This is a genomic window from Enterobacter huaxiensis (assembly GCF_003594935.2).
In the GTDB taxonomy this organism is placed as follows: domain Bacteria; phylum Pseudomonadota; class Gammaproteobacteria; order Enterobacterales; family Enterobacteriaceae; genus Enterobacter; species Enterobacter huaxiensis.
Map to the genome: position 1 here is coordinate 4,065,397 of NZ_CP043342.1, position 12,111 is coordinate 4,077,507.

The window sequence follows — 12,111 nt, forward strand, 5'->3', positions numbered from 1 at the left end:
AGATCATGATTATCGAAGCGGCTTTAATTGGCCTGCTGTGTTATCTGGGCGCGCTCAGTAGCCCGTGGCTTTTAGGGCTGACCGGCGGCTGGTATCTCATCTCCCGGCCGCTCATTTCCGGAATGCTGGTTGGCCTGATCCTGGGCGACATCAAAACCGGGATTATGATTGGCGTAGCGGTACAGGCGGTGTATATCGCAATGGTAACGCCCGGCGGCTCGATGCCAGCAGATTTAAACTTTGTGGCTTATCCGGCCATTGCGCTGGGGATACTTTCCGGCAAAGGACCTGAGGTTGCCGTCGCGCTGGCGGCGACGATTGGGATTGCCGGAACCATTCTCTTCAATGCGATGATGGTGCTGAACTCCTTCTGGAACCATCGTGCCGATGTGGCGCTGGAGAACGGCGACGAGCGCGGGCTCTACCTTAACAGCGCCGTCTGGCCGCAGGCGATGAATTTTGTGCTGCGCTTTGTGCCTACCTTTATCGCCGTCTTTTTTGGCGCGCAGTACATTAGCGGTTTTATGGACAGTCTTCCGCACATCGTTCTCTCCACCATGAACGTGCTCGGCGGCATCTTGCCCGCCGTCGGTATTGCCATCCTGCTTAAGCAGATCATCAAAAGCTATACCATGCTCATCTATTTCCTGGTGGGCTTCGTCTGTATCGTTTTTTTGAAACTCAATATGGTCGCGCTGGTGATCGTGGGCGCCCTGCTGGCACTGATTCACTACAACTATAAACCCGAGGCACCGCAGGCCGTGGCTTCAGCATCAGCCCCTGACGACGAGGATGAATTCTGATGGAAGAACGTAAACTCACCCGCAAGGATCTGCGCCGCTGCTGGCGAGCGTGGATGATGCATAACCTCTCCTCAATGAGCTTTGAACGCCTTGAATCCTTCGGCTTTTGCCTGAGCATGCTGCCGGTCGCAAAAAAGCTTTATCCCGACGCGGTACAACGTACCGAGATGCTGCGCCGTCACGCGTCGTTCTACAACACGGAGCCACAGATTGGCGCGATCGTTAACGGTATGGCGCTGGGTCTGGAGGAGAAAAAAGCCAACGGCGAGCCGATTGACGGTGAAACCATAAACACGCTGAAGGTAGGCCTGATGGGGCCAATCGCCGGGATCGGTGATTCGATGATCCCCGGGATGCTTATCCCGATCCTCCTTAGCATCGGAATGGCGCTGGCGGCAGGGGGAAATATCCTCGGCCCGCTGTTTTACACCGTGGCCTGGCTGGCCATCATTATCCCCGGCTCCTGGTTCCTGTTTATGAAAGGCTACCAGATGGGGTCAGGCTCGGTGGAGATGCTGGTCAGCAGCAAATCTACCCGGCTACGGGAAGCGCTCTCGCTGCTGGGCGTCTTCGTCATGGGCGGCGTGGCGGCGAGCTACGTAAAGCTCGGCACCGGTCTGGAGTTCATCACCCGGGATGGGGTTAACATTCACATTCAGCAGATGCTGGACGGTATTTTCCCACAGCTGCTTCCGCTGGCGGTGGTACTGGGGACCTGGTATCTGATGGCAAAACGCGGCGTGTCGCCGGTAAAAGCCATGATATTGCTGCTTATACTGGCAGCGCTTGGCGTGGCGTCCGGTTTGTTTGCCGGATAAGAAAACCGGGGCAATGCCCCGGCTTCTTTATGGATGGAAGTTATTCCACAGTTCTGCGACTTTATCCGGACGCGAAATAAACTGGAACCGTGCGGGATCGTCAATAAACTGCTGATAAACAGGCGCATCAGTGATGCCGAACTCCGGATAACCGCGCGGCGTAATCATCTGCAGTCGCCCAGGTCTGTAATGACCGTTGTGCTGCCAGACAATATGATTTCCCTGAACTAAGGGATACCAGGCCAGACCTTTTCGCGCACGAACAGCCTCATACTCAAAGCCATATTCTCGATCGCACCACGCACCAAACGTCAGCGGCTCATTGGGCGAGGCCGAAATCGTCGCATGACCCCATCCGGGAGGGACCAGTACCTTTTCACCCGGCCCCGCGAGCACCGCAAAACAACGTCCCGGATCGTCGTCAACATACACCTGCATGTAGATAATCGCTTTACCCTGCCAGATTTCGTACAGCTCAGGCGGCGACCATCCGCTGTGCTGGCTAATGCGGTGAACATGCCCCTGGCTGCGGACCGGCTCATCGCCCAGCGTGCCCGCCGCGTAGGTAACCACACCAAAAAGCAGCATGCGTTTTTCGAGTTCGGGCCTGTCCGCCAGACGCGCCACGTCCATCGCGATAGCATACACCTGTTCAGGCCCTTCGCAGTCCGGATTGCGCAGCGACGGGCGGATCTGATCCAGCGTTCTGATCTCCGGCATCGGCCCGGTAACGTCATCTCCGTAGCAAAAACCGAGCGGCTGACGGGTGATGGTCATATCAAGACCATAGTTAGCCATGGCGCACCTCGTAACCTTCCCCGGAGGCAAAGACCCGCAGGGCGAAGCCCTCTGCCAGCAGCGCATAGTCGTGTCCCGCGATGCCTGGCCAGACGGCAAGGGAGGATAGCGTCTCGTTGCCAGTGTTAATCAAACGATGCGCTGTAAAAGGAGGAATAATATGCACAGAGCCTGCCGTCACCTGCTCAAGACGCGCGTCGCCCGCCTCCGTTTGCAACAGCAACAAGCCGCATCCGCGCAGGCCAAAATAGACCTCGCCCTGTTCACGGCGCCGGTGAAAATGACCGCGTGTCATAAAAAACTCATCACCGATTTTGCCGGCGTAAAGATGGGTCACGCCGACATACAGCGCCCCATCGTTCGACGGGGTATCGAACATTTCAACATCATAGACGCGCTGCTGCGGTTCGCAGCCACGCCAGGCGTCGTTATCATTGAACACGTCTGGCAGATCGGCGATGTGAGTCGTCTTGCAGAGTAGCGGACCGTTAGTGAATACACCGCTGGCCCACGCCACATGGGGTGGCAGGATAATATCAGGGATCATGTTTCTCTCCGGCCCGAGGAGAACAACATGATAAGCCTACCAGATTAAACGATTAACCTCTTACCCGGAGGCCCACTATGTCGGGTTAATCACACTCCTTTTACTCCTGCTCGCCAAGTGCATAGGTGATTACCAGCTGTCCTTTTTTCATTTTCAGCCCGAGGAGCTGCATCTCCCCTATTTCCGCCAGCTGTTTTACATGCGTTCCGCCACAGGGATAGGCCGGGAGATCGCCAAAGCGAACCTTGCGCCTGCCCGCTTCAATTTCGGTGTGACGAAGCAGGTTGTCCGCTTTCCAGTCGTCGATAATTGCGCTTAGCTGAGCTGCATCAGGCATTGGGGCATCCTGCTCCCGTGGCGTAAAGGTAATTCGCCCTTCGCCTGGCCAGTGATGAGCTTTCACCGGCTGCCAACCAAAGTATTCACCGGCATAACCTATCAAATGGCCAGCGCTGTGCCAGCGGGCATGACGCCTGCGCGCACTTTTATCGACCTGCATTTCCACCTCGCCGGGCACAAGCGGCCGAGCCAAAATGTGAATAATCTGGTCCCCGCGCAGGCTCACGCCCTCCACCGCGATCCCCGAGATCAGGCCCCGATCCGCTGGCTGTCCGCCACCCTGCGGATGGAAAAGGGTCTGATCCAGCTCAACGGCGTAGCGGCCATCAGTCTCTTCAGTACACCGGATCACCTTCGCGCGGCCCGCTGTCGCTTCGCTTGTGTAATAAAGTCGTTCTGTCATGGTTGTTCTCCTCTGTATCCTGACAGTATATTCATGACGTCATCATAGATAATCCGCCTTTCAAACAATGCACTATTGCCTGGTAAGCACAAATGAAACCTGCACTGCTTCCCGACCTTGCCACTTTTGTTACCATCGTAGAACACGGCAATTTTTCGACTGCAGCCCGTATTACGGGAGCAACGCCTTCAGCGATCAGCCGTTGTGTTTCACGTCTTGAGCAGGAGATGGGATCTAAGTTACTGCACCGCACCACGCGCAAGCTGGCACTGACCGAAACCGGAAAATCGGTTTATGAACATGCACTGGATATGCTGGAAGCGGCACAACAGGCAATGGATTCTGGTAGCAGCGTGCAAACCGTTGCGCAGGGAAAACTCACGGTGAGCGTGCCAAAAGCCGTGGGACGATTTGTGATCCATCCGCTGATCCCCGAGTTCCTGGAGCGCTACCCGCAAATTGACGTTTGTCTGCGTCTGGAAGATCGCTACATGGACCTGATCGACGATGGGGTCGATCTGGCATTGCGGATCACCAGTACCCCTTCTCCTGGCCTGTACGGAAAGCCCCTGATGCCGGTAACCCATGTTATTTGCGCCACGCCAGAATATCTTCGACGTGCAGGCACGCCACAGCATCCGCACGACCTCCGGGCACATAGCTGTATATCGCTCGGGGAAACCCCGGCCGATTCACGATGGAAATTCACCCTGCAGGGGAAAACGGAGATCGTACAGACGCACGGCCGCTATGCTGCAAACCACACTGGCGTGCGGCTGGATGCGGTAAAACGTCATGTTGGTATCGGGAGCTTACCGCTGTTTACAGCGCGCGAGGCTTTGGAAAAAGGGGAGATTGTGCAGGTTCTGCCGGAGTGGGCATTTATCAGCAGCTATACGGGCGAGCTCTGGTTGCTCTGGACGCGCAACAAACATATGCCAGCCAGAATGCGGGCGATGATCAACTACCTGAATGAAAAAATGCCAGTCATTCAGTGACTGGCATTTTTTAACGCTTATTCCACCTCGCGGGCGTCGATACGCAGCTCTTTAGGCACTTCGAAGACAATGTTCTCTTCGCGGCCTTCCAGCGGAACCGCTTCGCCACCGCCCAGCTCCTGCAGACGGGCAATCACGTTCTGCACCAGAATATCCGGTGCGGAAGCACCCGCGGTAACGCCGACGCAGGCCGCATTTTTGACCCACGCTTCCTGTATATCCGTCGAATCGTCAATCAGGAACGCCGCTTTCCCCATACGCTGCGCCAGCTCGGCCAGACGGTTGGAGTTAGAGGAGTTTTTGGAGCCGACCACCAGCACCACGTCCGCCCGTTCAGCCAGCGCACGCACGGCCTCCTGACGGTTGGTCGTTGCGTAGCAGATGTCGTCCTTACGCGGCCCGACGATTTTCGGGAAGCGCTGGCGCAGGGCGTCAATCACGTCTGATGTGTCATCTACGGAGAGCGTGGTCTGGGTCATAAACGACAGACGCCCTTCGTTTTTCACGTCCAGCGTAAAGACGTCTTCCGGCGATTCGACCAGGTACATGCCCCCTTCCGGGTTGCTGTACTGGCCCATGGTACCTTCGACTTCCGGGTGACCAGCATGGCCAATCAGAATTGACTCTTCACCACGACGGCTGGCGCGCGCCACTTCCATATGCACCTTGGTCACCAGCGGACAGGTGGCATCGAATACGGTCAGATCGCGGCTTTTCGCTTCGTTACGCACAGCCTGAGAAACGCCGTGGGCGGAGAAGATCAGGATCGCACCATCCGGCACTTCGCTAATCTGCTCAATAAAGATCGCACCGCGCTCGCGCAGGCTGTCGACCACGTAGCGGTTGTGCACCACTTCGTGGCGCACGTAAATTGGCGCGCCGTAAATTTCCAGCGCGTTTTCAACAATGCTGATAGCGCGGTCTACACCGGCGCAAAAGCCGCGCGGGTTAGCCAACAGGATCTGCATTTCAGGCCTCCAGTGCCGGTTCGATTTCCAGCACTTCTACATCAAAATGAACGGTACGCCCGGCAAGCGGATGGTTGAAGTCAACGGTAATAGAGTCGCCGTTGATTTCGCGGATCACGCCAGGCATTTCGCTGCCGTCCATAGCGGTAAAGAGCATAATCGCCCCAACCTCCGGTTCGCCTGCATCCATAAACTCACGGCGCGAGAAGTATTGCACCAGGTCCGGGCTTGGCACGCCAAACGCCGCATCGGGCTCCAGCGAAAAGGCTTTTTTCTCCCCCTCTTTCAGACCGAGGAGCTGCTGTTCAAGGCCTTCAGACAGGGAAGTATCGCCAAGACGAAACAGGGCCGGTTTGCCGTTGTTGCGGGTGGATTCGGCCGTGGAGCCGTCATCCAGCTTCAGCGTGAAGTGAACGAGAACCGCGCTGTTGCTCTGTACGGATTTAGACATACACATTGCTCTTTAATGTTGTCTCGCCTGTGTGCCGGGTGGCGCTTCGCTTACCCGGCCTACAAGTGTCGGCATATTCGGTAGGCCGGGATCGCTACGCGTCACCCGGCTGGTTTTGTTACGCCTGCTCTTTCGCGGCCGGTTTAGGCAAGAAGCCTTCCAGCACGATTAACGCCGCGCCGACGCATATTGCGCTATCGGCCAGGTTAAAGGTGGCGAAGTGCCAGTCGCCGACGTAGAAGTCGATCATATCGACCACAAAGCCGTGCCACAGGCGGTCAAACAGGTTGCCCAGCGCGCCGCCAATGATCAGCGCGTAGGCGATGTTATTCAGCTTTTGCGTGGCCTTCGAGCGGTACATCAGCACCGCCAGCACTACGCAGATACCGATAGCGATACCCGCGAAGAACCAGCGCTGCCAGCCACCGCTGTCAGCAAGGAAACTAAACGCTGCGCCGTAGTTGCGCGCATAGTGCAGGTTAAGCGACGGGAACAGCGGAACCGTATCCCCCAGAGCAAAGTTCTGGAGGATCAGGAACTTGCTGCCCAGATCGATAATCAGCACCACCACAACCAGCCACAGCCAGCGCAGTCCTGTTGAACAGAGAGTTTTACTCATCAGGCAAACTTACGTTTTTCGCCGTCACCGGCGACGTTGCTTACACAGCGTCCGCAGATGTCTGCGTGTTCCGCCACCTGACCAACATCGGTGGTGTAATGCCAGCAGCGCGGGCATTTCTCACCGTCGGCCTTGCTCAGCGCGACTTTCAGTCCTTTGAGCAGTTCGCTCTGCTGAGCATCAGCAGAAGCCTCGGCATAATCCGCAACTTTCGCACCGGAGGTCAACAGGACAAATCGTAATTCATCGCCCAGCGCCGTCAGCTTCGCCGCCAGCTCAGGTTCCGCGTACAGGGTCACTGCCGCTTCCAGAGAGCCACCGACTTTCTTGTCAGCACGCGCCTGCTCGATAACCTTGTTCACTTCGCCACGCACTTTCAGCAGCTCGTCCCAGAAGGCGTCGTTCATCGCTTCAGTGCTGGAGAGATCGAACAGGCCTTCGTACCACTCGCCGGTGAAGACGTACTTCTCACGCTCGCCCGGCAGATAGCCCCAGATTTCATCCGCGGTGAAGGACATGATCGGCGCCATCCAGCGCACCAGCGCTTCCGCGATGTGGAACAGCGCGGTCTGGCAGCTACGACGCGCCACGCTGTCCGCTTTCGCGGTGTACTGGCGGTCTTTAATGATGTCGAGGTAGAACGAGCCCATCTCGATGGAGCAGAAGCGCATCAGGCGCTGCACCACTTCGTGGAAGTCGTAAGACTCGTAGGCCTTCAGAATATCGTCCTGCGCCGCTTTCGCGCAGCTTACCGCCCAGCGGTCCAGCACCACCATCTCTTCCGGCTTCACCATGTCTTTAACCGGATCGAACCCGTTCAGGTTCGCCAGCAGGAAGCGCGCGGTGTTGCGGATACGACGATAGCTGTCGGCGGCACGTTTCAGGATCTCGTCAGACACCGCCATTTCGCCGGTGTAGTCGGTAGAGGCCACCCACAGACGCAGAATGTCCGCGCCCAGCTTATTCATCACGTCCTGCGGAGAAACGGTGTTACCGATAGATTTGGACATCTTGCGGCCCTGACCATCCACGGTGAAGCCGTGGGTCAGAACCTGACGGTAAGGTGCTTTGCCCTTCATGGCGGTGGAGATCATCAGGGATGACATGAACCAGCCGCGGTGTTGGTCAGAGCCTTCCAGATACATGTCGGCAGCGTGACCGGCAAACTCCGGACGCACGTCAACCACGGAGGAGTGGGTAGAGCCGGAGTCGAACCATACGTCCAGGGTATCCGGCACTTTCTCGTAGCTGTCTGCGTCAGCGCCCAGGATGTCGCGGGCGTCAAGATCCCACCACGCCTGAATGCCGTCAACTTCGACGCGCTTCGCCACTTCTTCCATCAGTTCCAGGGTATTCGGGTGCAGTTCCTGCGTCTCTTTATGCACGAACAGAGACATCGGTACGCCCCAGGTACGCTGACGGGAGATACACCAGTCAGGACGGTTAGCGACCATGGATTCGATACGCGCCTGGCCCCAGTCCGGGATCCACTGCACGCCTTTGATCTCTTTCAGGGACTGCTCGCGCAGGCCTTTCTGATCCATGCTGACGAACCACTGCGGGGTCGCACGGAAGATGATTGGTGACTTGTGACGCCAGCAGCATGGGTAGCTGTGCTGCATTTTCTCAACGTGCAGCAGCGCGCCGCTGGTGCGCAGCATATCAACGATGATGTCGTTGGCTTTGAAGACGTTGATGCCGTCCAGCGCCGGATAGGTGCCCGGCAGGTAAGAGCCGTCCGGGCCAACCGGGTTAGCGATTTCCAGACCGTATTTCAGGCTGATGTTGTAGTCGTCAGGACCGTGGCCGCCGGCGGTATGCACCGCACCGGTACCCGCTTCCAGCGTCACGTGGTCGCCCAGGATCGCCGGAACGTCGAAGTCCAGGAACGGGTGTTTAAAGCGCATCAGCTCCAGCGCGTCACCTTTCACGGTGCCGAGCACGGTGTAGTCGGCGATGTGCGCGCGCTTCAGCACGCTTTCAACCAGATCTTTCGCCAGGATAACCGCCTGGCCTTCAACCTGCACCAGCGCGTATTCAAACTCACCGGACAGGGAGATCGCGCGGTTGGCTGGCAGGGTCCACGGAGTGGTGGTCCAGATCACCAGAGAGATCGGGCCGTTTACCGAGGAGACGCCAAATTTAGCTTTCACCGCATCCTGATCTACCGCGTGGAAGGCCACGTCGATAGACGGAGAGGTTTTGTCGTAATACTCAACTTCCGCTTCTGCCAGCGCAGAGCGGCAGTCCACGCACCAGTGCACCGGCTTCGCGCCTTTATGCAGGTGGCCGTTTCCGATGATTTTACCCAGCGCACGGATGATGTTGGCTTCGGTTTTGAAGTCCATGGTCAGGTACGGGTGCGACCAGTCGCCCAATACGCCCAGACGGATAAAGTCAGCGCGCTGACCGTCAACCTGGGTGGCGGCGTATTCGCGGCATTTCGCGCGGAACTCGGCGGCGGTGAACTTCTCACCCGGCTTGCCAAACTCTTGCTCCACTTTCAGCTCGATTGGCAGACCGTGGCAGTCCCAGCCCGGAACGTAAGGCGAGTCAAAGCCCGTGAGGCCTTTGGACTTCACGATAATGTCTTTCAGAATCTTGTTAACAGAGTGACCAATATGAATGCTGCCATTCGCATATGGAGGGCCATCATGCAGAATGAAGGATTTTTTGCCTTTTTTGGCTGCACGAATGATGCCGTACAGGTCATCATCGGTCCAACGCGCCAGCATTCCCGGTTCACGCTTGGCGAGATCGCCGCGCATCGGGAACCCTGTTTCCGGCAAATTCAGGGTTGATTTATAGTCACTCATCAGATTCTCGGTTCCGTATTTATCACGTAGGCATTTAAGCCGGGTTTTATCGCCCAAAAAACTCGCGGGCCGTCAATTCATCTCGCGCGATTTGCGCTTTTAGTTCATCCAGCGAGCCAAATCGCTGCTCGTTGCGTATCTTTTTACGCAGTATTACATCTATATGGCGACCGTAAAGGTCCATTACAACGTCCAGCAGGTGCACTTCTAGCTGTTGACGCACGCCGGCGACGGTAGGACGCGTGCCAATGTTGGCGACACCGTAAAAGGGTTTATCGCCCAGTCCTGCGACTTCTACCGCATAGACCCCTTTAACCGGGGAGACCTGACGACGCAGCGGAATATTCGCCGTCGGGAAACCTATAGTGCGGCCCAGCGCATCGCCGTGAACCACACGGCCTGAGATGGTGAACGGATGCCCCAGCAGGTTTTCTGCCGTATCCAGTTCATCATTCGCCAGCGCCTGGCGGACCGCCGTACTGCTGACGCGAACGCCGCCTTCACAGAAGGTCATCGCGCTGGTGACGTCAAAACCGTACTCCAGGCCAGCCTTCTGTAATAGCAAGAAATCGCCCTGACGACCAGCGCCAAAGCGGAAATCATCACCTACGGCAAGAAACTGCACGCCAAGCCGCTTAACCAGCAGGTCGCTGACAAAATTTTGTGCTGTCAGCGCGGCAAAGCGGCGATCGAAGCGCACGCATAATACGTAGTCCACGCCTGACTCTGCCAGATAGCGCAGCTTCTCGCGCAGGCGAGTAAGACGGGCAGGCGATTTTTCGCCCGCAAACAGCTCAAGCGGCTGCGGCTCGAAAATCATCACTACAACGGGCAGGCCACGCGCCTCCCCTTCTTTACGCAATCCCTGCAGCAGCGCCTGATGACCACGATGCACGCCGTCGAAATTACCAATGGTCAGCACGCACCCGTGCGGGGCTTTGCTGAGATTATGTATGCCACGTATCAGCTTCATGTCTGGCTCAAAACAGTGAAAATCGCCAAAGTATACCTTGTACAGCGGTTAAGGTTAACCGGCGATTGTTCACACAAAACAGAAAGCCGTAATGATTTCATCATGCTGACCTTTCACAGCGAAAAAATCTGCTCGCGAACAGCGTTTTTTATGCCGAAAGGCTGTATTCACGGAAGACAAGCTGGTAGAATCCTGCGCCATCACTACGTAACGAAGCGTCGCTAATTAACGGCGCTTATTTGCACAAATCCATTGACAAAAGAAGGCAGAGAGGGCATATTCCTCGGCCTTTGAATTGTCCACATAGATCATATTTGGGAGTTGGACTTGGCTAATATCAAATCAGCTAAGAAACGTGCCGTACAGTCTGAGAAGGCTCGTAAGCACAACGCAAGCCGTCGCTCTATGATGCGTACCTTCATCAAGAAAGTATACGCAGCAATCGAAGCTGGCGACAAAGCTGCAGCGCAGAACGCATTTAACGAAATGCAACCAATCGTGGATCGTCAGGCTGCTAAAGGTCTGATCCACAAAAACAAAGCAGCGCGTCATAAAGCAAACCTGACCGCGCAGATCAGCAAACTGGCTTAATCGCTACTTGTTGTTGCTTGTTTAAAGAACCCGCTTAACGCGGGTTTTTTTATATCCTCAGATTGCCGGTGGCGTAAACAGCGCCGAGTAGTCGCGGTTACAGATTCGCTGCACCGCCGGATGCTGAATCATTCGTTCAGCAAATATCGCGTGATACTCCTCCATCACGTTATCTACCCTGCCTATCTCCGTAATCTTGTCGTCCGAATAAAGATCGTGCGCGTACAGCGTTGGCGCAACGAAGATGGCGTTATGCGCTTCGCCAAAGGCTTTCATCAGCGCCGCATCGTCGAATTCGCCGAGAATTTCGACCTTCAGCCCCTGTGAGTTAAACCAGTTCAGCAGCTTGCGGCCGAGCATGGAGCGCCTTCCCGGCACCAGCAGACGGCGCTCTTCAAGGCACGCGGGGAACGGTTTTTCCGGCGGCGGGTTTATGCACCAGAAGCTCACGCCACATTCGCCAATTTTCACCGAGAACAGGCCTTCCTGCTGCGTGGAGTCGATTGGGCAATCCGAGATAATCATGTCCAGCTTATGCTGGCTTAGCTGCTCCAGCAGCATCTCGTGAGTGGATTCAAAGCAGCGCAGATGAATTTGCTCATCCTCAACCACGGCAGCATCCAGCACGCCGCTCACCAGTCGTTTTGACAGCGCATCCGCCACGCCCACGTCAAAGAGCAGGTTCGACTCTTTGCGATAGTTGACGATATCCAGCATCTCCTGGCTCAGGGTGAACATCTTGTCCGCGTAGCGGAACACCAGCTCGCCCAGCTCGCTTGGCTCAATGCCGCGCCCTTTGCGCTTGAACAGCTTGCCCTGCAGGCGCTCTTCCAGCGCCTTGATTTGCCCGGTGATGGTTTGCGGCGTCAGGTAGAGCGCCTCTGCCGCACCGACAACCGAGCCCTGCTTATAGACGTGCCAGAAGTAGTAAAGATGGTTGTAATTCAAATGAGACATCGCGTCTTCTCTCCCTGATTGTGTATCGGG

At 56.4% G+C, this 12,111-nt stretch carries 13 protein-coding genes; 4 read left to right on the forward strand and 9 right to left on the reverse strand.

The window, feature by feature from the left end:
• Positions 1-5 precede the first annotated feature (5 nt).
• Both D5067_RS19355 and D5067_RS19360 read left to right on the forward strand, forming a co-directional pair.
• Positions 6-803, forward strand: a complete 798-nt coding sequence (locus D5067_RS19355) for a PTS mannose/fructose/sorbose/N-acetylgalactosamine transporter subunit IIC (protein ID WP_119935584.1) — start codon at positions 6-8, stop codon at positions 801-803.
• A complete protein-coding gene (locus D5067_RS19360; protein WP_119935585.1) occupies positions 803-1,621 on the forward strand; it encodes a PTS system mannose/fructose/sorbose family transporter subunit IID in 819 nt (272 codons plus the stop codon). The genes D5067_RS19355 and D5067_RS19360 overlap by 1 nt, the downstream gene beginning before the upstream one ends.
• 27 nt (positions 1,622-1,648) lie before the next feature.
• On the opposite strand, the gene D5067_RS19365 is transcribed toward D5067_RS19360, so the two are convergent.
• The 3 genes from D5067_RS19365 to D5067_RS19375 form a co-directional block, all read right to left on the reverse strand.
• Positions 1,649-2,419, reverse strand: a complete 771-nt coding sequence (locus D5067_RS19365) for a glucose-6-phosphate isomerase family protein (protein ID WP_119935586.1) — start codon at positions 2,417-2,419, stop codon at positions 1,649-1,651.
• Positions 2,412-2,966 (reverse strand): glucose-6-phosphate isomerase family protein, encoded by a 555-nt coding sequence (locus D5067_RS19370; protein ID WP_119935587.1) that lies wholly within the window; start codon positions 2,964-2,966, stop codon positions 2,412-2,414. The genes D5067_RS19365 and D5067_RS19370 overlap by 8 nt, the downstream gene beginning before the upstream one ends.
• Before the next feature lie 100 nt (positions 2,967-3,066).
• A complete protein-coding gene (locus D5067_RS19375; protein WP_119935588.1) occupies positions 3,067-3,708 on the reverse strand; it encodes an alanyl-tRNA editing protein in 642 nt (213 codons plus the stop codon).
• 92 nt (positions 3,709-3,800) lie between these two features.
• Between D5067_RS19375 and D5067_RS19380 the strand changes: the two genes are divergently transcribed.
• Positions 3,801-4,706, forward strand: a complete 906-nt coding sequence (locus D5067_RS19380; RefSeq protein ID WP_119935589.1) for a LysR family transcriptional regulator — start codon at positions 3,801-3,803, stop codon at positions 4,704-4,706.
• 17 nt (positions 4,707-4,723) lie between these two features.
• Here D5067_RS19380 and ispH read toward each other — a convergent pair whose 3' ends face one another.
• The 5 genes from ispH to ribF all read right to left on the reverse strand — a co-directional run bounded on the left by ispH (position 4,724) and on the right by ribF (position 10,533).
• Positions 4,724-5,674: a 4-hydroxy-3-methylbut-2-enyl diphosphate reductase gene (gene ispH, locus D5067_RS19385; protein WP_119935590.1), complete on the reverse strand. Its 951-nt coding sequence runs from the start codon at positions 5,672-5,674 to the stop codon at positions 4,724-4,726.
• 1 nt (position 5,675) lies between these two features.
• Complete coding sequence (gene fkpB, locus D5067_RS19390) at positions 5,676-6,125, reverse strand: FKBP-type peptidyl-prolyl cis-trans isomerase (protein WP_119935591.1); 450 nt, start codon at positions 6,123-6,125, stop codon at positions 5,676-5,678.
• A 118-nt stretch (positions 6,126-6,243) separates the two neighbouring features.
• A complete protein-coding gene (gene lspA, locus D5067_RS19395) occupies positions 6,244-6,744 on the reverse strand; it encodes a signal peptidase II (RefSeq protein WP_003856452.1) in 501 nt (166 codons plus the stop codon).
• Positions 6,744-9,560 carry an isoleucine--tRNA ligase gene (ileS, locus tag D5067_RS19400; protein WP_119935592.1) on the reverse strand — a complete coding sequence of 939 codons (2,817 nt, stop codon included), beginning with the start codon at positions 9,558-9,560 and terminating at the stop codon, positions 6,744-6,746. Before ileS ends, lspA begins: the two co-directional genes overlap by 1 nt.
• A 46-nt stretch (positions 9,561-9,606) precedes the next feature.
• Complete coding sequence (gene ribF, locus D5067_RS19405; RefSeq protein WP_119935593.1) at positions 9,607-10,533, reverse strand: bifunctional riboflavin kinase/FAD synthetase; 927 nt, start codon at positions 10,531-10,533, stop codon at positions 9,607-9,609.
• A gap of 327 nt (positions 10,534-10,860) precedes the next feature.
• Here ribF and rpsT point away from each other — a divergent pair, with 327 nt between their 5' ends.
• On the forward strand, positions 10,861-11,124 hold the full coding sequence (gene rpsT / locus D5067_RS19415) for a 30S ribosomal protein S20 (protein WP_012015991.1): 264 nt from the start codon (positions 10,861-10,863) through the stop codon (positions 11,122-11,124).
• 57 nt (positions 11,125-11,181) lie between these two features.
• On the opposite strand, the gene nhaR is transcribed toward rpsT, so the two are convergent.
• On the reverse strand, positions 11,182-12,081 hold the full coding sequence (gene nhaR / locus D5067_RS19420) for a transcriptional activator NhaR (protein WP_032660752.1): 900 nt from the start codon (positions 12,079-12,081) through the stop codon (positions 11,182-11,184).
• Positions 12,082-12,111: the final 30 nt, after the last annotated feature.